This is a genomic window from Burkholderia cepacia complex sp. TUM26381, assembly GCF_057439935.1.
Genome location: NZ_CM172008.1, coordinates 905,512 through 926,627 on the forward strand (window position 1 = coordinate 905,512; position 21,116 = coordinate 926,627).

Sequence of the window (21,116 nt, forward strand, 5' to 3'; positions counted from 1 at the left end):
TCTGTCGGCCGAGACCGCAGCGGATGACAGCGCGGTCCGGCCGCCGCTTGCGCGACGGCACTTCACGATTGATGCGCTCGTGCGGACTGGCTTTCCTCCCGTGAAAAGCGGTCCTTGTCAGTATAGAAGAGGCATGTCGCGCATTCGCCGATCATCGAATAAATCTATCCATGCGTGCGGTCTGCATTGCCAGATTCAATGCGTCGCGATCGGTAAGAACGTCTTCACCGTCGAGCGGATCATGCGGTGTTTAGCCGGGTGCGATGTCGCGTTTACACGTTTCGTCGCGCTATCAGGTCAAACTTCCCGACTCGACTTTTCGCATCTCGAAATCCGGCCAAGACCGCTTTCGCGCGATTCCGACCGTGCACCCCGTGCATCACATGCTTGCCTGCTGCCCTCGCATGGCTGGACGTTCGTCCGATCATTCTGTAAGCTTCGGCGCCTCGGCAGCCGCTGCGCGGCGCGACGTTTCCCCGTATTTCCTCCGAATTCCCCGAGATTCCTATGTAGCGCTTCGCGAACTACCCATCGTCATCCAGCCTGACCGACAGGGGGTTCGCGTACCCGCTGTGCGGGCCTGCGCATTCGCGCGCCGGCCGCACAGCGCCTTTCGCTCTCGAGGCCGCCGCTCGTGCAGCCGTCTTCGCCGCGCCCGCCATCGGGCCGCGCGCGGCCGTGCCGTGCGTCACCTTCGCATCGAACCGCGCCCCGGCGGCCGGCAGTTCCGTCATCTGCTTCCTATCGCTATCGCCATCGCCATGCATACCCGCTCCTTACGCGACGAATGGTTTTCCAATCTCCGCGCCGATCTTCTCGCCGGCACGGTCGTTGCGCTCGCACTCATCCCCGAAGCGCTCGCGTTCTCGATCATCGCGGGCGTCGACCCGAAGGTCGGCCTCTATGCGGCGTTCAGCATCGCCGTCGTGTCCGCGATCGCGGGCGGCCGGCCCGGCATGATCTCGGCCGCGACCGGCGCCGTCGCGCTCGTCATCGCCTCGCTCGTGAAGCACCACGGCGTCGAGTACGTGCTCGCCACCGGCATCCTCGCGGGGCTCCTGCAGATCGCCGCCGGCCTGCTGAGGCTCGGCACGCTGATGCGCTTCGTGTCGCGCTCGGTGATCACCGGCTTCGTCAACGCGCTCGCGATCCTGATCTTCCTCGCTCAGCTGCCGCAACTGCACGACGTGCCTTCCTATGTGTACGCGATGGTCGCCGGCGGTCTCGCGATCATTTACCTGCTGCCGCGCGTGACGCGCGCGGTGCCGTCGCCGCTCGTGTGCATCGTCGTGCTGACAGCCATCTCGATGGCCCTGCACCTGAAGCTGCCGACCGTCGGCGACATGGGCGCGTTCCCCGACCGGCTGCCGTCGTTCGCGCTGCCGCACGTGCCGTTCACGCTCGACACGCTGCGCATCATCTTCCCGTATGCCGCGGGCGTCGCCGTGGTCGGCCTGCTCGAATCGCTGATGACGGCCGCGATCGTCGACGACTTCACCGACACGTCGAGCGACAAGAACCGCGAATGCCGCGGCCAGGGCGTCGCGAACATCGCAGCCGGCCTGCTCGGCGGGATGCCCGGCTGCGCGATGATCGGGCAGACCGTCATCAACATCAAGTCGGGCGGGCGCGGCCGGTTGTCGACGTTCGTCGCCGGCGCGTTCCTGCTCGTGCTCGTGGTATTCCTCGGCCCGTGGGTGCGGCAGATTCCGATGGCCGCGCTCGTCGCGGTGATGATCATGGTGTCGATCAGCACGTTCAGCTGGCGCTCGCTCGCGAACCTGCGCACGCATCCGGCAAGCTCGTCGTTCGTGATGGTGGCGACCGTTGCCGTCGTGGTCGCGACCGGCAACCTCGCGATCGGGGTCGGGATCGGCGTGCTGCTGAGCGCGCTGTTCTTCGCGTCGAAGGTGCAGCGCGTGCTGCGCGTCGAATCGGCGCTCGACGATGCGCGCGGCGCGCGCCGCTATGTCGTGCGCGGGCAGGTGTTCTTCGCGTCGTCGGAAGCGTTCGTGTCGGCGTTCGACTTCAAGGAACCGGTGAAGCACGTGCGGCTCGACCTGTCGCACGCGCACTTCTGGGACATCACCGCGATCGACGCGCTCGACCGGATCGTCCTCAAGTTCCGGCGCAACGGAATCGACGTCGAGGTCGGCGGCCTGAATCGTGCGAGCGCGACGATGATCGACAAGTACGCGACACACGACAAGGCCGGCGCGCAACCGGAGGCGGCCGCGCACTGAACCTGCGACCGCGGCCGGCGCGGCGCGTCAGTCGCTCGCCGGGCGGTTGCCGCCGCCGCGCGCGTTCGAGATCGCTTCGACCAGCTTCAGTTCGTCGTCGATCGACAGCGTCGTGTCGAGCACGTCGCCGCCGAACGGCGCGAGCGCCGCGCTCAGCGCGTAAATGTCGAGCTGCGTCGCGTCGAGTCCGAGCGATACGGTGCCGGGGCGCGCCTTGCGCGCGACGCGATCGGTCAGCGCGTCGTCCACCGGCCGCGCGCGCCATGCGTCGAGCGACGATCCGAGGTGCGCGACCACGCTGTCGAGCAGCGATCCGGACGACACGCGACCGGAATCGACCGAATGCGTGCGCAACTGTCCGTCGCTCGCACACTCGACGATCACGACCGCCGCCAGCGCGACGACGTGCCGGTCGCGCAACGTGCCCAGTTCGGCCAGCGCACGATGGGCGGCCGGCAGATCGGGGTAAGACAACGCAATCAGCGTATTCATCGACCACTCCATGCAATCGAATGACCGGATGCCGGCACGCCGCACTCAATGCGACAGCCCGAACGCGGCCTTCAGGCTCGCGACGATCATCTGCATCGCGATCGCCGCGAGAATCATCCCCATCAGGCGCTGCGTGACCGCCGTCACGCGCGGCGACAGGTAATGGCCGATCAGCGGCGCCGACAGCAGCGAGACGGCCAGCAGCACGAGAAACGCGGCCAGCCCGAGCGCAAACGCGAATGCCTGCCCGGTCGAGAACGCGTTGTGCCCGAGCACGATCATCGTCGCGATCGTGCCGGGGCCGACCAGCAACGGGATCGTCAGCGGATAGATCGCGACGCTCTCGGCCGCGGCCGGATCCGCGCCTTCGTCCGCACCCGGCGCATGCTGGCGGCTCGGCGAGCCATGCAGCATCGACAGCGCGATCAGCAGCACCAGCAGCCCGCCCGCGAGACGAAAATCGTCGATCTTCAGGCCGAACACGTGCAGGATCGCACCGCCCGCGACGGCCGACACGATGCAGCCGATCGTCACGCCGATCGCGGCCGTCACCGCGACCTTGCGGCGCACGCCGTCCGCCGCGCCCTCGGTCAGCGACAGGAACACCGGGATGTTCGCGATCGGATTCATGATCGCGAACAGCGCCGCAAACACCTTGATGGAAAAAGTCAGGTCGAAGCCCACAGGGTCGCTCCCGTATCGTGTGGCAAGCCGAGGATGGATCCGGGCGGGTTTCCGGTGCGCGGCGCGCGCCGGGCTGATACGATCGACGCACCGCGTTCACGCACGACGGAGGCCTCCCCAATGCAAGCCACCGATACCTTCATGGATCACGAGATTCGCGTCGAAGCGACGCGCAACGCAAACGGCGCGTGGGTCGCGCAGGTGCGGATCTTCCGCGACGGCGCGCCGGTCGACCTGCCCGCGCCCGAACTCGTCACGCCCGAATGGCTCACGTGCGACGAAGCGCTGCGCGGCGGCATCGACCAGGGGCGCGTGATCGTCAGGACGCGCGACCGTTAGCGGCACCCGGTTCATCGGCGAAGCGGCGGCCGGCATCGCACGACGCGCGTCACGCGTCGAAATCGAGGTCGCCGATCAGGATCTCGCGGTCGCGCTGGGTCCGTGAGCTGAAATCGACCGGCAACTCCATCTGCCAGCGCTCGATCGTCACCGGCAGCGCCGCGAGATAGCGGTCGAAGCGGCTGCGGTCGGGATCGGCCAGCAGCTCGGCGATCGCGTCGTCGCGCCACGCGAGCCGCGCATTCAGCCGGTTCGGCAGACCGGCCGTCGACGTGAGGCCGGCGACCTCGACGCAGGTCGGGCTGCCTTGCCCATCGTGCGGCACGACGTCGACCTTCACGTCGCCGGGCCGATACAGGCCGAGCAGGCGCGTGGCGATGCGCGGCGCGAACTCGGTTTCGAAACGTGCACGGACGTCGGGATTCATCTTGCCTCCACTCCAGGTTCGGATCGTGTCGTCATGCCGCTGTCACGCGGCTGCAATCTGCCGCTCGAATGCGGCTTCCACTTTCAGGCTGTCGAGATCGCGGCCGATCGTCACGACCGCAAGCCGCGCGTTGCCGCGCCAGTACGCGATCGAGCAGTCGTGCGCGCCGAGATCGCCATCGATCTCGACGCGATCCCATTGCTCGGCGTGCCCGACATAGTTGATCGTCAGGTCGTAATGCTGGCTCCAGAAAAACGGCACCGCCTCGAACGGGCGCTGCTGGCCGAGCATGTTGCGCGCCGCGACGATGCCCTGCCGCTCGGCGACGACCCAGTGCTCGACGCGAATCCGCTCACCCGTGAGCGGATCGGGCCAGCGCGCGATGTCGCCGGCCGCATAGATGCCGGGCGCACTCGTCTGAAGGAAGCGGTCGACCGTCACGCCGCGCTCGACGGCCAGCCCCGCATCCTGCGCGAGCTCGACGTTCGGATGCACGCCGATGCCGACCACCACGACATCGGCCGGCAGCACGTCGCCGGTCGACAGCGTCACGCTGTCCGGCCCGATCTGCACGGGCGTCGCGCCGAGATGGAACACGACGCCGTGCGCCTCGTGCAGCGCCTTGATCGTGTCGCCGAGCGCATCGCCGAGCACGCGTGCCATCGGACGCGCATCGGGCGCGACGACCTGCACGTCGAGCCCGCGCGTGCGCAACGCGGCGGCCGCTTCGAGCCCGATGAAACTCGCGCCGACCACCACGCAGCGACGCGCCGTTTTCAGCCTGGCGATCAGCGCATCGCAATCGGCGCGCGAACGCAGCACGCACACGTGCGGCAGGTCGGCACCGGGCACGCTCAGACGGTTCGGCTCCGCGCCCGTGGCGAGCAGCAGCGCGCCGTAGCCGACGCGGCTGCCGTCGGCCAGCTCGACCGCCTGCTGCGCGGAATCGATCCGCACGACGCGTGCGCCGCACCGCACGTCGATCCGCTGATCGGTATAGAACGACGGCGCACGCAGCGGCAACCAGTCCGCGTCGGCCGTACCCGCGAGGTAATCCTTGGACAGATTCGGCCGGTCGTAAGGCGGATCGGCATCGGCGCTCAGCAGCGTGACGGGATGCGGATAGCCTTCCTGCCGTAGCGTCACGGCCGCGGCGATCGCGGCGGCGCCGCCGCCGACGATCACGACCGACGCCGGCAGCCCGGCCGCGTCCAGCACCGGCGGCACGGCCGCCGGCCGCGCATCGAGCACGACGGCGCGGCCGTCGCGGCGCTCGACGCGCCAGCACGGCAGCCCGTCGAGCGCAGGCGCGCGCTGCATCTCGCCCGTGCGCAGGCAGAATGCCGCGTGATGCCACGGGCAGCGGATCGTGTCGCCGACCAGCAGGCCGTTGGCCAGCGGCGCACCGTAGTGCGTGCAATTCGCACCCACGGCGAACAATTCGTCGGCGCGCCGCACGAGCAGCACCGCGGCATCGCCGACATGGCCCTCGATCATCGCGCCGTCGGCGATCTCGTCGAGCGCGATGCCTGCCGCGAGATCAGGGCGTGAAGACGAAGCGTCGCTTGCAGTCATGACGTGGCTCCCGGAAAGTCAGGTAACGATCCCATTATCGACATCCCGCCTGAAAAGAACAGGTACAGACGCCCCGCAGCGCACGCAAACACGGACTGTAGCTTGCATGCGATCCATGACGGGCGTAGAACGTCATCAACGCTGCGGCGCAACACGCCGGCCGCCTGCGGAGCACGTCGCGCCTCCTGCGCAATCCGCGTGCCGCCTTCCCCCTGTCGCGAGGAGTGCTACCCGATGGCCACCGTCCTGTGCGTGCTTTACCCCGATCCTGTCGACGGCTATCCGCCGCGCTACGTGCGCGATGCGATTCCGGTCATCACGCGCTACGCGGACGGCCAAACCGCGCCGACGCCGGACGGCCCGCCCGGTTTCCGGCCCGGCGAACTCGTCGGCTCGGTGTCCGGCGCGCTCGGGTTGCGCGGCTATATGGAAGCGCATGGTCACACGCTGATCGTCACGAGCGACAAGGACGGCCCCGGCTCCGAATTCGAGCGCCGGCTACCCGAAGCGGACGTGGTGATCTCGCAGCCGTTCTGGCCCGCGTATCTGACGGCCGAACGGATCGCCCGCGCGCCGAAGCTGAAGCTCGCGCTGACGGCCGGCATCGGCTCCGATCACGTCGATCTCGACGCCGCCGCGCGTGCGCACATCACCGTCGCCGAAGTCACCGGGTCGAACAGCATCAGCGTGGCCGAGCACGTGGTGATGACGACGCTCGCGCTGGTGCGCAACTACCTGCCGTCGCATGCGATCGCGCAGCAAGGCGGCTGGAACATCGCCGATTGCGTGGCGCGCAGCTATGACGTCGAAGGCATGCATTTCGGCACGGTCGGCGCGGGGCGCATCGGGCTCGCCGTGCTGCGCCGGCTGAAGCCGTTCGGCCTGCATCTGCACTACACGCAGCGCCACCGGCTCGATGCGTCGGTCGAACAGGAACTCGGGCTCACGTATCACGCCGATGCCGCGTCGCTCGCGAGCGCCGTCGACATCGTCAACCTGCAGATCCCGCTGTATCCGTCGACCGAGCGCCTGTTCGACGCGGCGATGATCGCGCGAATGAAGCGCGGCGCGTACCTGATCAACACCGCGCGCGCGAAGCTGGTCGATCGCGACGCGGTCGTGAATGCCGTCACGTCCGGCCATCTCGCGGGCTACGGCGGCGACGTCTGGTTTCCGCAGCCGGCGCCGGCCGATCATCCGTGGCGCACGATGCCGTTCAACGGCATGACGCCGCACATCTCCGGCACGTCGCTGTCCGCGCAGGCGCGCTACGCGGCCGGCACGCTGGAGATCCTGCAATGCTGGTTCGACGGCAAGCCGATCCGCAACGAATACCTGATCGTCGACGGCGGCACGCTCGCGGGCACCGGCGCGCAGTCGTACCGGCTGACGTAACGCCGCGCGCGACGCGCGGCGGTACGTTCAGTCGGCGCAGTATGCGGCGAGCTTGCCGACGGTCACGACCGCCTGTTCGATCTCCGGCGACCACGGGCTGCTGTAGTTCAGGCGGATGAAATTCCGGTAGCTGTCCGCGATCGAGAACATGTAGCCGGGACCGATCGTGATGCCCTGCTCCAGCGCGAGCTGGTACAGCCGCATCGCATCGACCTGCACGGGCAACTCGATCCACAGCACGTACCCGCCCGCCGGACTCGAGATGCGCGTGCCTTCCGGGAAGAACCGCGACACCATCGTCCGCATCAGGTTCGACTGCTGCGCGTACGCCTTGCGAATCCGCCGCAGGTGATGTTCGTAGCCATCGCGCTCGAGAAACTCCGCGATCGCGAGTTGCGGCAGCGACGGCGTCGCCAGCGTGTTCAGGAATTTCAGCTTCTCGACCTGTTCGCGATAGCGGCCCGGCAACGCCCAGCCGATCCGGTACGCGGCCGTCAGGCTCTTCGAGAACGAAGCGCAATGCAGCACGATGTCATGGCGGTCGAACGACTTCAGCGTGCTCGGATGGGTGTTGCCGAAGTACAGTTCGTTGTACACGCCATTCTCGATGACCGGCAGTTCGGCTTTCGCGGCGAACGCCACCAGCTCGCGCTTGCGCTCGTCGGGCATCTGGAAGCCGAGCGGGTTCTGGAAGTTCGGCATCACCATGCACGCGGCGATCGGCTGCGACTTCGCGATCGCGGCCAGCGCCGCGATGTCGATCCCGTACTCCGGATGCGTCGCGACCTCGATCGCCTTCATCCCCATCCGTTCGATCGCGTGCAGCATCGCGTAGAACGTCGGCGATTCCACCGCGATCGTGTCCCCCGGCTTCGCCACCGCCTGCAGGCACAGGTTGATCGCCTCCGTCGCGCCGACCGTCACGATGATCTCGTTCGGATCCACCGACATCCCGTTTTCCAGGTAGCGGCGCGCGATCTGCCGGATCAGCCGCGGATGGCCGGGCGGCAAGCCGTCCGTCACGCCCCACAGCGACTTGTCGCGGCCGGCTGCGTACGCATAGCGGTTCAGCTTCTCGAACGGGAACAGGCTCGGGTCCGGGTACGGCGAGCCGAGCGGCACCGCATCGTCGGTGCCGATCGAGCGCAGCGTCGACAGCACGAGCCGGCTCACATCGACCGACGACGAGATCGCGATCGGCTTCGACGGCCGCAGCTCGCGCACCGGCGCGTGGCTGTCGTCGCGCCGCAGGTTCACGAAATAGCCCGACTGCGGCCGGCTTTCGAGCAGCCCGCGGCTTTCCAGCAGCAGATACGCATGCAGCACGGTCGTAATGCTGATCCGGTGCTGCTGGCTCGCCTGCCGCACCGAAGGCACACGGTCACCGTGTCGATAAACGCCTTGCCGGATGAGTCTCTCTATGTCGTTTGCAAATTTCTCGTAGAGCTTCATCCGCCTCGCCCCGCCAGCGGTGAACCGGCCTGCGATGCGTGGGCGGCACGGCCGCGCCGGCGCCCGAAGCCGGATAGCCGTGTCCGGGCGCGGGTGTCCCGGTGCGAACCTCGTCCGTTATCGAAATTGAAGGCGGATAGCAATGCGAATCTCATCAAGACAAGGTTCGGCATCCTACTGCGTCATTTCGACGAATGTAAGTGACAGTTTGGCGAGGAAACGTCAAATCCGGCCGGCATGGTGAACAGATTCGAATGCGACGGCGCGGCCCGGCGCGAGCGCGCGGCAGCCGTTCGCCCAGCGCTGCGCAGGCGCACGTGATCGCGCATTGCCGTCGGCGGTCGGCCTGCGATCGCGCGGGATCCGGTCATGCGCGGGCCGGTGTGCGCTCAAGCGTCGTCGACGTTGTCCGCGTAATGGTCGATCGCGACCTTGCACTCGTCGAATACCACCGTCAGCAGCGCGACGTCGTTCGACTCGACCCATTTGCGGATCTGCAGGAACTGCCCGGTGCCGAGATCGGCGAGGCGGGCCGGATCGTCGGTCGTCACGTCGACCGTCGCGATCGCGCGATTGCCGTTGCCGGGCAGCGGCGACAGCGTCGCCGCGATGTCGAAGCGACGGTACGATTGATCGATGCGCATGCGGTTCTCCCGAATCGGTTCGAAGAATGACGCGCTCAACCGAGCGCCTGGCGGAAGACCTTGCCGCCGAATCCTGTCACGACGTTGTCGACCGAGAACGGCGTATCCTCCTTCGCCTCGACGATGACTGCGACGCTGCCGGGCGCGAGCCGCGCGGCCACGGCTTCGACGAAGGTGCCGTCGAGCAGCGCATTGCCGGCCGCATCCGCGAGTATGCCGGCGCCCGCGCCGGCCGCCATGCCGGTGACCACGCCGAGCGGCCCGGCGAGCAGGCCGAGCAGGCCGCCCGCGATCGCACCGATCACGCCGCCCCTGAACGGCCGCGATTCGGCCGCGAGCACCGCGAGCTTGCCGGCCGCGTCCTTCTCGACGACGACGCCGTTCTCGATGTGGAATCCTTCATTCTTCTCCGACAGCGCCTCGAAATCGTTCACGGCCCGATGGGCCGTGTCGACGCTGCCGAACACGGCGACGATCAGTTGCTTGGTCATTCGATACCTCGCTCGGTTGGATGGTCCAGTTCAGCCGACGCACCGCATGCGGGCGCGTCGGGATTCGATTCAGACGCCGGTGGCCGCGACGCGTGCGCGAGCGGCATCGGCATAGGCGTGTGCAGCCGCCTGCTGCAGCCCGGCCACCGACGGCGCGCGTGCATGCACCGGGTCGGCATCGCGCGCGTCGCGCGCCAGCCGGTAGGCGTCCGACGCCGCCTGCTGCAACGCGATCGCCTGTTTCGTTTCGACGGAATGCGTGTTCATCGGGCACCTTCCTTGCAGCGCCATCGCACATGCATGCGACATGCCGCGCGCCCGTCACCGGCGCGCATGCACATCGTCCTCGACATCGTCGACATCCGCCGGAAAGCGATGCTGGCCGAAACTCAGGATCAGCACGCCAACCGCGAGCAGCACGATCCCGAAGGTGGTCATCAGCATCCGCTCGGGGCTGTCGGTCGCGCCGCGCAGGATCAGGTCGCGCGCGAGCGACGTCATCGCAATGAACAGCGGAAACCGCACGGGCAGCCGGCCGAGCCGCAGGTAGCGCACGTCCATCGCGAGCACTTCCAGATACAGGAACATCAGCAGCAGGTCGGTCAGCGACACCTCGCCCGCGAGCACGACCTTCCACGCTTCCTGCGCCATCGCGAACGCGGTCGCCAGGCCGATCACGATCAGCCCGGCCAGCTCGGCCGCGTGCAGGAAATGACCGAAACGGCGACGGATGCGCTCGGCCGGCGAGCCGGAAACGGTAGACGTATTCAAGGCGACAGTCGGTGTGCAGGTGCGTGAGCGGCGCCGGGCGGCGGGAAATCGGGGCAATGCGCCGGGCGATGCGCGGCGCCGCGCGCCTCCGGCGCGGGCGGGCGAGCGGGACCGGTCGCCTGCTCGACCGCGGACAGCGTGCGGCGGCAGCACACATGGAACGCATCGCCCGCGTCGGTGCAGGCGACGTCGTCGTGCTCGCGGCACAGCAGCAGGCGGCAGCCGAGATACCGTTCGAGCGCGTCGATCCGGTCGCTCACCTGCGCCTCGCCGAGCTTCAGTTCGGCCGCGGCGGCGGACAGGCCTCCCTGCTCGACCACCGCGACAAATACTCGCATCGCTTCCAGCAGGTTCATGGTGACGCTCCTCGTCGGCGGCGCAGCGGGACCTAATCTACTGCACGCGGCACGCACGCTCAAGAGCACAGCACCGCAGCCGCCTGGAGTACAGCTGGGCGGGCGCCGCGCAAAATCCGGCCCTGTTTGACGCAATCGAATGACAGATTGACGATACGTGTTCCAAAGACCCGCCGAAGCTGCTAGATTGCATGCTCGACGACGTTACGCGGTGCGGGCAGGTCACGCGCCGGGCGGCCGGCCGCCGCTGCTGCGGCCCGTTGCGCGATGCCCGCGCAACGTCCTTCATCCGCATGTCACAAAGAGAACAGTCGCATGACACAGTTCAACCGAACGCCCTCGCGCGCTGCGGCAACCGCGGCCCGTCCGTCCCGACATGACTGACCGGCAGGCCGCGATGCAGACTCCTCCCCCGCTCTCCCAGGCCGTTCACAGCACGATCACGCGCAGCGCGATCTTCCTCGTGGCGACGATCAATCCCGGCGCCGATCACGCTGACACGATCCGCTCATGGTGCGGCGACATCGCCGCGCTCGTGCGCTCGGTCGGCAAGCGCGTGCCGGGCGGCAACCTCACGTGCGTGTGCGGCTTCGGCGCCGACGCGTGGGATGCGCTGTTCGGCGATCCGCGCCCCGCGTCGCTGCATCCGTTCCGCGAATTCGGCGCCGGCCAGCGCGTCGCGGTCGCGACGCCCGGCGACATCCTGCTGCACATCCGCGCTGAAGCGATGGACCTGTGCTTCGAACTCGCGACGCAACTGCTCGGCGCGCTCGGCGATGCGGTGACCGTCGTCGACGAAGTGCACGGCTTCCGCAATTTCGACCAGCGCGCGATGATCGGCTTCGTCGACGGCACCGAGAACCCGGAAGGCCGCGAGGCGGTCGACTTCACGGTGATCGGCGACGAGGACGCGGAGTTCACGGGCGGCAGCTACGTGATCGTGCAGAAGTACCTGCACGACATGGCCGGCTGGAACGCGCTCGCGGTCGAGACCCAGGAGCGCATCATCGGCCGCACCAAACTGTCCGACATCGAGCTCGCGCCGGACGTGAAGCCGTCGTGCTCGCACAGCTCGCTGACCACGCTCGACGAAGACGGCCAGGAAGTGAAGATCCTGCGCGACAACATGCCGTTCGGGCGCCCGGGCGCCGGCGAATTCGGCACCTATTTCATCGGCTATGCGCGCTCGCCGGCGCCGATCGAGCAGATGCTCGAGAACATGTTCGTCGGCCGCCCGCCCGGCAACTACGACCGCCTGCTCGACTACAGCCGCGCGGTCACCGGCTCGCTGTTCTTCGTGCCGTCGGCCGACCTGCTCGAAGCGCTCGCCGACCGCGCGGCCCCGGCCGCCGACGCCGCGCCACCGGAATCCACGTCGTCCGCGCCGCGGCGCGACGGCTCGCTGAAAATCGGCTCGCTGAAAGGAACCCCGACTTATGAATAACCTGCACCGCGAACTCGCCCCGATCTCGTCGTCCGCCTGGGAACAAATCGAGGAGGAAGTGGCGCGCACCTTCAAACGCTCGGTGGCCGGCCGCCGCGTCGTCGACGTCGATGGCCCCGAAGGCCCCGAACTGTCGGCCGTCGGCACGGGGCACCTGCTGGAGGTCGCCGCGCCGCGCGAGCACGTGAATGCGCGGCTGCGCGAAGTGCGCACGATCGTCGAGCTGACGGTGCCGTTCGAACTGAGCCGCGCGGCGATCGACAGCGTCGAGCGCGGCGCGCGCGACGCCGACTGGCAACCGGCGAAAGAAGCCGCGCAGCGGCTCGCGTTCGCCGAAGACAACGCGATTTTCGACGGCTACCACGCAGCCGGCATCGTCGGCATCCGCGAAGGCACGTCGAACCGCAAACTCACGCTGCCGGCGGACGTCAGCGCCTATCCGGACGCGATCAGCGATGCGCTCGAGGCGCTGCGCCTCGCCGGCGTCGACGGTCCGTACTCGGTCGTACTCGGTTCGGACGCCTACACCGCGCTCAGCGAAGCGCGCGACCAGGGCTATCCGGTCCTCGGCCATATCAAACGCATCGTCAGCGGCGAGATCATCTGGGCGCCGGCGATCAGCGGCGGCTGCGTGCTGTCCATGCGCGGCGGCGATTACGAGCTGCACCTCGGGGAAGACGTCTCGATCGGCTACACGAGCCATAGCGACAAGGCCGTCCGCCTGTACCTGCGCGAAACGTTCACGTTCCTGATGCTGACGAGCGAAGCATCGGTGGCCGTGGCGCCGCAGGGCAATACGGCGGCCTGAACCCGGTTGCCCGCGCGCGGCGCCCGCCCGGGCTTCGCGCGCAACCGGCCACGCCGCCGACTGCAGGTTCGTCGCCGATCCAACCCATCTTGCATGGAGTGTGTCATGAGCGAATCGAATGAGGCATTGCAGGCGCTGCAGGCGTCGGTCGACACCCTGAAGCGGACGGTCGACGCCCACGCGGGCAGCCAGGCTGGCGACACCGCCGTGTTGTTTACCGTCGTCTCGCTGATGCTGGCCGAGTTGCCGCCCGACACGCGCAACCTGATCGAGGATTCGTTCTCCGTCTGGGCCAATGATCTGCCGAATGCGGCACTCTCGACCGACGTGAAACAGATTGCGCGACAGCGGCTCGCGATGACACTCTCCGACTGATTGCGGTTCTCCACGGTTGCGCCGTTCCGGCTCAACCCGTGCCACCCGTCCTCGCCTTCGGCCACCCCGTACGCCCCGGTTGCGGCGCGCGCGTGGCCAGTCGTGACCCGTTTGCGCACGCGCCTCTCGCGGCATCCGCGCCGCGCCCCGCCTCCCGTATCGCCAACCGTCTGCCGGCTGCCGGCGCCCTGCGCGCCGATGTCGCACCGCGCGCCGTGCGCGCGCCACCCCTCCCCGCGTCCAGCCATCGCATGCTGCACTCGCCGCGCAGGCCCGCGCCGCCGCGCATGCGCCCGTCTGTACTCCTTGCCACCGATACACGCGGCCATGTGAGGGTGCAATTCACGGCCAGCCCGGCAGGGAACTGTGTCTTGGATGGCCTCCGCCGATTCGTTATTTTGAATGCAGTCGAAGCGATGCCGTGGGCTCCTCGCAGCACTCGCGCTTTCCGCCCCGATTGCGACCGTGTGCCACGCCGGCGCGCGCTGCGCCGCTGCACGGGTGCGGCACGCGCGCCACCGCGCCGCGCGTCGTGTGTGCGCGGTCGGGACGCGCGAGCGCCGCACCGCATCGGGACTTCACCCTTCGACCCACCTTCACCGACAGGAGCCAGACCACCATGCCCGCACTTTGCGATATCTGCCACGCCCGGCCGGCCGTCGCGCGCGCAACCGTGATGCAGGACGGCGAGCGCAAGACGATCTCGATCTGCGATTACCACTTCCGTCAGCTGATGCGGCATCAGAGCATGCTGAACCCGTTCGACTCGCTGCTGGGTGGCGGCTCGTCGTCGCTGTTCGGCGAATCCGGCGACGAATCGCCGCTTGCCGCGGAGATTCCGCGCGAATCGGTCGACCCGACCGACGCGTTCAGCGAACAGACGCTCGAACTGCTGCAGCGCGCGGCCGAGAAGGCGCACGAGCTGCGCCGCAGCGAGCTCGATTCCGAACACCTGCTCTACGCGCTCGCGGACACCGACGTGTGTGCCGCGCTGCTGAAGGAACTGAAGCTGTCGCCGCAGGACATCAAGTCGTACATCGACGCGCATGCGCACACCGGCACGGCCGACCCCGATGCGCCGCTCGACAAGCTGTCGATCTCGCCGCGCGTGAAGAAGGCCGTGCAGTACGCGTTCCAGGCGTCGCGCGATCTCGGCCACTCGTACATCGGCCCCGAGCACCTGCTGATCGGGCTCGCGTCGGTGCCGGACAGCATCGCCGGCACGCTGCTCAAGAAATACGGCGTGACGCCCGAGGCGCTGCGCCAGAAAGTCGTGAAAGTGGTCGGCAAGGGCGCCGAGGACGGCCGCGTCGATGCGCCGACCGGCACGCCGAACCTCGACAAGTTCGGCCGCGACCTCACCGCGATCGCACGCCAGGGCAAGCTCGATCCGGTGCTCGGCCGCGCGCAGGAAATCGAGAGCACGATCGAGGTGCTCGCGCGCCGAAAGAAGAACAACCCGGTGCTGATCGGCGAGCCGGGCGTCGGCAAGACGGCGATCGTCGAAGGGCTCGCGCAGCGGATCGTCAACGGCGACGTGCCCGAGGTGCTGCGCGACAAGCGGCTCGTCGAAGTCAACATCAACTCGATGGTGGCCGGCGCGAAATATCGCGGCGAATTCGAGGAGCGCGCGAAGCAGCTGATCGACGAAGTGACTGCGAAGCAGGACGAACTGATCCTGTTCATCGACGAGCTGCATACGATCGTCGGCGCGGGCCAGGGCGGCGGCGAAGGCGGCCTCGACATCGCGAACGTCCTGAAGCCCGCGCTCGCGCGCGGCGAGCTGAGCCTGATCGGCGCGACGACGCTCAACGAATACCAGAAGTACATCGAGAAGGACGCCGCGCTCGAACGGCGCTTCCAGCCCGTGTTCGTGCCGGAGCCGAGCGTCGAGCAGACGATCGTGATCCTGCGCGGGCTGCGCGACAGCCTCGAGGCGCACCACCAGGTGACGTTCGCCGACGACGCATTCGTCGCCGCCGCCGAGTTCGCCGACCGCTACATCACGTCGCGCTTCCTGCCCGACAAGGCGATCGACCTGATCGACCAGGCTGCCGCACGCGTGCGGATCGGCGCGACGTCGCGCCCGGTCGACATCCAGGAAGGCGAGGCGCAGATCGCGCAGTTGAAGCGCGAGCAGGACTACGCCACGTCGCGCAAGCGCTTCGACCAGGCGAAGCAGTTCGAGGAGCAGATCAACGAGAAGCAGAAAGCCGTCGACGAGATGATGGAGGCGTGGCAGCGCAAGACCGGCTCGGAAACGCTGGAAGTCACCGTCGAATCGGTGGCCGAGGTCGTGTCGCGGCTGACCGGCATCCCGGTCTCCGAACTCACGCAGGAAGAACGCCAGAAGCTGCTGCAAATGGAAGAGCAGCTGCGCGAGCGCATGGTCGGCCAGAGCGATGCGGTGGTCGCCGTCAGCGATGCCGTGCGGCTGTCGCGCGCGGGGCTCGGCCAGACGCACCGGCCGATCGCGACGTTCCTGTTCCTCGGGCCGACGGGCGTCGGCAAGACCGAGCTCGCGAAGGCGCTCGCGGAGACCGTGTTCGGCGACGAGCAGGCGATCATCCGCATCGACATGTCCGAGTACATGGAGCGGCACGCGGTCGCGCGGCTGATCGGTGCGCCGCCCGGCTACGTCGGCTACGACGAAGGCGGCCAGCTCACCGAGCGCGTGCGGCGGCGTCCGTACAGCGTGATCCTGCTCGACGAGATCGAGAAGGCCCATCCGGACGTCTACAACGTGCTGCTGCAGGTGTTCGACGACGGCCGGCTGACCGACGGCAAGGGTCGCGTGGTCGACTTCAGCAACACGATCATCATCGCGACGAGCAACCTCGGCGCGGCGATCATCATGGACAACCTCACGCAACCCGAAGCCGCGCGCAAGACCGACAAGGCGGTCCGCGAGGAGTTGATGCAGGTGCTGAAGGGGCATTTCCGCCCCGAGTTCCTGAACCGGATCGACGAGGTGATCGTCTTCCACGCGCTGTCGAAGGACAACATCCGCTCGATCGTGCAGATCCAGCTCGACCGCGTGGTGCGTACGGCCGCCGCGCAGGACATCACGCTCGTGATGGGTAGCGCGCTCGTCGATCACCTGACCGAAGTCGGCTACCAGCCGGAGTTCGGTGCGCGCGAGCTGAAGCGCCAGATCCGCCAGACCATCGAAACGAAGCTCGCGAAGGAAATCCTCGCCGACCGGCTGAAATCGGGCGACCGGTGCGAAGTCGATTTCGACAAGGACAGCGACGAAGTGAAGTTCACCACACTCGCCGCGCCGGAAGCGAAAGACACGAAGGACGCGAAGAAGGACGCTGACGGCAAGGCGAAGCCGAACGGCAAGGCCGCCAAGGCATCCGGCGACGCGAAAGCGGACGACACGCCCGCCGACACGCCGCCGCCCGCGGCGAAGTCCGGCAAGAAGTCGTCCGGCGCGAAGAAGGACGCGCACTGAGAAAAACACGTGCCCTGCAGCCCGGGGGCACGCATGACCGGCTCCGTCCACCGGACGGAGCCGCCCCACGCCGCGACATGGCGCAACCGAGCCGCCCGCACCGGGCCCGGCTCTTGGAGATTCACATGACAAATCGACGCGAAGTGCCAGGCATCAGGAAGTACGATGGGCCCGCCGGCGGTTGGGGCGCGCTTCGCGCGACAGCCGATGCGGTGCGTACGCAGATGGAAACCATCGAGGCGCCGATCGTGCTGATGCGGACCAACCAGCCCGACGGCTTCGACTGCCCCGGCTGCGCATGGCCCGACAAGGAACACAAGTCGACGTTCCAGTTCTGCGAAAACGGCGCGAAGGCCGTCACGTGGGAAGCGACGACCAAGCGCGTGACGCCCGAATTCTTCGCGGCGAACACCGTGTCATCGCTGCTGCGCATGTCGGACTACGAACTGGAGAACATGGGCCGGCTCACGCATCCGCTCGTCTACGACCGCGCGAGCGACACGTTTCGCGCGATCGAATGGGACGACGCGTTCGCGCGCATCGGCGAAGTGCTGCGCGCGCTGCCGCCCGAGCAGGTCGAGTTCTACACGTCGGGCCGCGCGTCGAACGAAGCCGCATACCTGTACCAGCTGTTCGCACGCGAACTCGGCACCAACAACTTCCCCGACTGCTCGAACATGTGCCACGAGCCGACCAGCGTCGGCCTGCCGCAGTCGATCGGTATCGGCAAGGGTACCGTCTCGCTGGAGGATTTCGACCACTGCGAGCTGATCATCTCGATCGGCCACAATCCCGGCACGAACCACCCGCGGATGATGGGCACGCTGCACGAGTGCTCCCGCCGCAACGTGCCGATCATCGTGTTCAATCCGCTGCGCGAGCGTGCGCTCGAGCGCTTCGCCGATCCGCAGGACATGATCGAGATGGCGTCGTTCGGCTCGACGCGAATCGCATCGACGTACTACCAGGTCGACGCGGGCGGCGACGCGGCCGCACTGAAGGGCATCATGAAGGCGCTGCTGCAGCTCGAAGCCGAGCGCGGCGACGTGCTCGACCGTGACTTCATTGCGCAGCACACCAACGGCTTCGATGCGTTCTCGGCCGACCTCGAAGCCACGTCGTGGGACGACATCGAACGCGCGAGCGGCCTCAGCCAGGCGCAGCTCGAACAGGTCGCGCTCGCGTACGCGAAGTCGAACGCGACCATCATCACGTACGGGATGGGCGTCACGCAGCACAACAAGGGCACCGCGACCGTGCGCCTGATCGCCGACCTGCTGCTGATGCGCGGCAACATCGGCAAGCCCGGCGCCGGCGTATGCCCGCTGCGCGGCCATTCGAACGTGCAGGGCAACCGCACGGTCGGCATCACCGAGAAGCCGTCGGCCGAGTTCCTGAAGAAGATCGAGGACGTATGCGGCTTCACGCCGCCCGCGCATCACGGGCACGACGCCGTGCAGGCGATGCAGGCCATGATCGACGGTACCGCGAAGGCACTGCTGTGCCTCGGCGGCAACTTCGCGGTCGCGCTGCCCGATCCGGAACTGTCGTTCCCGGCAATGGCGAAGCTCGACCTGAGCGTGCATCTCGGCACGAAGCTGAACCGTTCGCACCTGCTGGTCGGCAAGGAAACCTTCATCCTGCCGGTGCTCGGCCGCACCGAGCTCGACATGCAGGCAACCGGCCGCCAGTCGATCACGGTCGAGGATTCGATGTCGATGGTCCATGCGTCGGCCGGCAAGCTCAAGCCTGCGTCCGACCAGTTGCGCTCGGAGCCCGCGATCGTCGCGGGGATCGCGCATGCGACGCTGCCGAACAGCAAGGTCGCATGGTTCGACCTGATCGCCGACTACGACCGCATCCGCGACCTGATCGACCGCACGGTGTCCGGCTTCGAGGCGTTCAACGAGCGCATCCGCACGCCGGGCGGCTTCCGGCTGCCGCTGCCGCCTACCGAGCGCGTGTGGCCGACGGCGACCGGCAAGGCGATGTTCTCGGTCTACAAGGGCGTGAAGGAAGACGCGGACGTGCTCGGTGCCGAGCAGGTGCTGCGGCTGATCACGCTGCGCAGCCACGATCAGTACAACACGACGATCTACGGGCTCGATGATCGTTATCGCGGCGTGTTCGGACGGCGTGACGTGCTGTTCATGAACACGGCCGATCTCGCGAAGTACGGGCTCGAACACGGCGACCTCGTCGACATCGAGACAATCACTGCATCGGGCCGCACGCTGCGCCTCGAGAAGATCACCGCGATCGAGTACGACATCGCGCCGGGATCGGTCGGTGCCTACTATCCGGAGGCGAACGTGCTCGTCCCGCTGGACTACATCGACAAGGAAAGCGGCACGCCGTCGTACAAGTCGGTGCCGGTGCGCGTCGCGCGCTCGGCGGTCGTCTGATGGACCGGCAGGCGCGCGGTATCGGGTCCGCCGCGCGCCTGCCCGCGCCTGCCATTGGCCGCCGCTGCGCCACAACCCAAGCGGCGGCCCTCCTTTCCTTCAACGCACTGCCGTCGGCGGCAGATGCGCACCGCCTTGCCGGCGCCGATACGCACTGTCGCGCGTCGCGAGCCAGTAGTACAGCGGTGACGTCAGCAGCAAGCCCACGACCCACGACAGGTCCGCGCCGCCCAGATGCGCGGGAATCGGGCCCGCGTACATCGGCGTGTTCATGAACGGAATCTGCACGAGGATGCCGATCGCATACGCGAGCAGCGCCTGCGGATTGAAGCGGCCGTAGATCCCGCCGTCCGCCATGAAGATCGACTGGATGTCGTACTTGCCCTTGTGGATCACGTAGAAGTCGATCAGGTTGATCGCCGTCCACGGCACCAGCACGACGAGCAGCGCCAGCACGAGATCCACGAGGTTGCCGATGAAGTTGGTCGATGCGCCGATCGCCGCGTAGCAGCACGCGACGAAGATCACGACCGACACCACCGCGCGCGCCTTCGCGGTCGGAATCCACTTGTACGCGAACGTCTGCACCGACGTGATCACCGCGAGCACCGCGCCGTACAGGTTCAGCGCGTTGTGGCTGATCACGCTCAGCAGGAACAGCACGAGCATCAGCGGCCCGAGCGGGCCCGTTGCCTGCTTGACCGCGTCCATCGTGTCCGCGCCGGCCGGCACCGCGAGCACCGCGACCGCGCCGAAGATGAACGCGAGCGTCGAGCCGATCGTGCAGCCGAGATAGGTCGCCCAGAACGTCGACGCGACGCCGACATTCTCCGGCAGATAGCGCGAATAGTCCGACACGTACGGCGCGAACGCGATCTGCCACAACGCCGACAGCGACACCGTCGCGAGCCAGCCCGCGAAGTCGAAGCCGCCGCGCGTCAGGAAATCGTCGGTCGCCACGTGCGTGAGGATCATCCAGAAGCCGATCACGATGCCGATGCCGAGCACCCACGTGCCGATGCGGTTCAGGATGTGGATGAAGCGGTAGCCGACGATGCCGATCAACCCGGAACCCACCGCGCCGATCACGATGCCGACGGGCACCGGCACCGACGAGGCGATGCCGTGCACCGACTTGCCGGCCAGCACGATGTTCGACGCGAAGAAGCCGACGTACATCACGGCCGCGATCACCGTGACGAGCAGCGCCCCCCACGAGCCGAACTGCGCGCGGCTCTGGATCATCTGCGGGATGCCCATCTGCGGCCCCTGCGCCGAATGCAATGCCATCAGCACGCCGCCAACCGCCTGGCCGACGACGATCGCGACGATGCCCCACATCAGGTTCAGGTGGAAGATCTGCACGCCGAGCGCGCCGGTCACGATCGGCAGCGGCGCGATGTTGCCGCCGAACCAGAGCGTGAACAGGTCGCGCACCTTGCCGTGGCGCTCCGCGGGCGGCACGTAGCCGATCGTGTGTTTCTCTATCATCGGGGACGCATTGCGTTCCGCGTTCGTCATGGTGATGTCTCCTGTCCTGCGCGGCGATGCGCGCTTGCCGTTTCCGCCGGCGCGCGTCGGGGTGCGCGCCGGCAATCGGGTCCGGATACGCGAGCGACGACGCGCCGCGTGTGCGCGCGGCGGTGTCGACCGAAGCGGCGCATCTGCGGCATGCGGGGACGGATGACATGCCCCGCCAGCGCGTGCGCGGCCGCGTCGTGATCTTCGTGATCCAGGTTGGAGACGATGGTGCGCCAC

19 protein-coding genes are annotated in these 21,116 nt (G+C 67.8%); 8 read left to right on the plus strand and 11 right to left on the minus strand.

The window, feature by feature from the left end; all coding sequences use genetic code 11:
* The first annotated feature begins 761 nt into the window (after positions 1–761).
* The gene (locus ACWMMN_RS35905) at positions 762–2,243 is read left to right on the plus strand and encodes a SulP family inorganic anion transporter (protein WP_486424196.1); all 1,482 of its coding nucleotides are present in this window, start codon (positions 762–764) and stop codon (positions 2,241–2,243) included.
* 27 nt (positions 2,244–2,270) lie between these two features.
* On the opposite strand, the gene ACWMMN_RS35910 is transcribed toward ACWMMN_RS35905, so the two are convergent.
* Together ACWMMN_RS35910 and ACWMMN_RS35915 are read right to left on the minus strand one after the other, a co-directional pair.
* Entirely contained in the window at positions 2,271–2,735 is a 465-nt protein-coding gene (locus ACWMMN_RS35910; protein ID WP_174993926.1) for a DUF1269 domain-containing protein, read from the minus strand.
* A gap of 45 nt (positions 2,736–2,780) precedes the next feature.
* Positions 2,781–3,419 carry a MarC family protein gene (locus tag ACWMMN_RS35915; RefSeq protein ID WP_174993925.1) on the minus strand — a complete coding sequence of 213 codons (639 nt, stop codon included), beginning with the start codon at positions 3,417–3,419 and terminating at the stop codon, positions 2,781–2,783.
* Between the two features lie 120 nt (positions 3,420–3,539).
* Here ACWMMN_RS35915 and ACWMMN_RS35920 point away from each other — a divergent pair, with 120 nt between their 5' ends.
* Complete coding sequence (locus ACWMMN_RS35920; protein ID WP_059241973.1) at positions 3,540–3,758, plus strand: DUF6566 family protein; 219 nt, start codon at positions 3,540–3,542, stop codon at positions 3,756–3,758.
* 49 nt (positions 3,759–3,807) lie between these two features.
* Here ACWMMN_RS35920 and ACWMMN_RS35925 read toward each other — a convergent pair whose 3' ends face one another.
* Together ACWMMN_RS35925 and ACWMMN_RS35930 are read right to left on the minus strand one after the other, a co-directional pair.
* Positions 3,808–4,185, minus strand: coding sequence for a DUF5594 family protein (locus tag ACWMMN_RS35925; protein ID WP_174993924.1), 378 nt, complete (start codon positions 4,183–4,185; stop codon positions 3,808–3,810).
* Between the two features lie 42 nt (positions 4,186–4,227).
* Entirely contained in the window at positions 4,228–5,760 is a 1,533-nt protein-coding gene (locus tag ACWMMN_RS35930; RefSeq protein WP_486424197.1) for an FAD-dependent oxidoreductase, read from the minus strand.
* A gap of 234 nt (positions 5,761–5,994) precedes the next feature.
* Between ACWMMN_RS35930 and ACWMMN_RS35935 the strand changes: the two genes are divergently transcribed.
* Complete coding sequence (locus ACWMMN_RS35935; protein ID WP_486424198.1) at positions 5,995–7,155, plus strand: NAD-dependent formate dehydrogenase; 1,161 nt, start codon at positions 5,995–5,997, stop codon at positions 7,153–7,155.
* A gap of 27 nt (positions 7,156–7,182) precedes the next feature.
* Here the strand turns inward: ACWMMN_RS35935 and ACWMMN_RS35940 are convergent, their stop codons facing one another.
* From ACWMMN_RS35940 to ACWMMN_RS35965, 6 genes are all read right to left on the minus strand, one after another.
* On the minus strand, positions 7,183–8,607 hold the full coding sequence (locus ACWMMN_RS35940; protein WP_486424199.1) for an aminotransferase-like domain-containing protein: 1,425 nt from the start codon (positions 8,605–8,607) through the stop codon (positions 7,183–7,185).
* 389 nt (positions 8,608–8,996) lie between these two features.
* Entirely contained in the window at positions 8,997–9,251 is a 255-nt protein-coding gene (locus tag ACWMMN_RS35945; RefSeq protein ID WP_059242499.1) for a hypothetical protein, read from the minus strand.
* A gap of 35 nt (positions 9,252–9,286) precedes the next feature.
* Entirely contained in the window at positions 9,287–9,742 is a 456-nt protein-coding gene (locus ACWMMN_RS35950) for a DUF1269 domain-containing protein (RefSeq protein ID WP_059241982.1), read from the minus strand.
* Between the two features lie 69 nt (positions 9,743–9,811).
* Positions 9,812–10,009 (minus strand): hypothetical protein, encoded by a 198-nt coding sequence (locus ACWMMN_RS35955; protein WP_256087480.1) that lies wholly within the window; start codon positions 10,007–10,009, stop codon positions 9,812–9,814.
* A 54-nt stretch (positions 10,010–10,063) separates the two neighbouring features.
* The gene (locus ACWMMN_RS35960; RefSeq protein ID WP_486424200.1) at positions 10,064–10,513 is read right to left on the minus strand and encodes a phosphate-starvation-inducible protein PsiE; all 450 of its coding nucleotides are present in this window, start codon (positions 10,511–10,513) and stop codon (positions 10,064–10,066) included.
* The gene (locus tag ACWMMN_RS35965) at positions 10,510–10,869 is read right to left on the minus strand and encodes a helix-turn-helix domain-containing protein (protein ID WP_081052126.1); all 360 of its coding nucleotides are present in this window, start codon (positions 10,867–10,869) and stop codon (positions 10,510–10,512) included. Before ACWMMN_RS35965 ends, ACWMMN_RS35960 begins: the two co-directional genes overlap by 4 nt.
* 376 nt (positions 10,870–11,245) lie before the next feature.
* On the opposite strand from ACWMMN_RS35965, the gene ACWMMN_RS35970 reads away from it, so the two are divergent.
* The 5 genes from ACWMMN_RS35970 to ACWMMN_RS35990 all read left to right on the plus strand — a co-directional run bounded on the left by ACWMMN_RS35970 (position 11,246) and on the right by ACWMMN_RS35990 (position 19,358).
* A complete protein-coding gene (locus ACWMMN_RS35970; RefSeq protein WP_059241987.1) occupies positions 11,246–12,313 on the plus strand; it encodes a Dyp-type peroxidase in 1,068 nt (355 codons plus the stop codon).
* On the plus strand, positions 12,306–13,121 hold the full coding sequence (locus tag ACWMMN_RS35975) for a family 1 encapsulin nanocompartment shell protein (RefSeq protein WP_059241989.1): 816 nt from the start codon (positions 12,306–12,308) through the stop codon (positions 13,119–13,121). The genes ACWMMN_RS35970 and ACWMMN_RS35975 overlap by 8 nt, the downstream gene beginning before the upstream one ends.
* A gap of 105 nt (positions 13,122–13,226) precedes the next feature.
* Positions 13,227–13,496, plus strand: coding sequence for a hypothetical protein (locus ACWMMN_RS35980; RefSeq protein ID WP_486424201.1), 270 nt, complete (start codon positions 13,227–13,229; stop codon positions 13,494–13,496).
* Between the two features lie 619 nt (positions 13,497–14,115).
* Positions 14,116–16,953 carry an ATP-dependent Clp protease ATP-binding subunit gene (locus ACWMMN_RS35985; RefSeq protein WP_486424202.1) on the plus strand — a complete coding sequence of 946 codons (2,838 nt, stop codon included), beginning with the start codon at positions 14,116–14,118 and terminating at the stop codon, positions 16,951–16,953.
* A 125-nt stretch (positions 16,954–17,078) separates the two neighbouring features.
* A complete protein-coding gene (locus tag ACWMMN_RS35990) occupies positions 17,079–19,358 on the plus strand; it encodes an FdhF/YdeP family oxidoreductase (protein WP_486424203.1) in 2,280 nt (759 codons plus the stop codon).
* 99 nt (positions 19,359–19,457) lie between these two features.
* Here the strand turns inward: ACWMMN_RS35990 and ACWMMN_RS35995 are convergent, their stop codons facing one another.
* Positions 19,458–20,879: a purine-cytosine permease family protein gene (locus ACWMMN_RS35995; RefSeq protein WP_174994559.1), complete on the minus strand. Its 1,422-nt coding sequence runs from the start codon at positions 20,877–20,879 to the stop codon at positions 19,458–19,460.
* Positions 20,880–21,116: the final 237 nt, after the last annotated feature.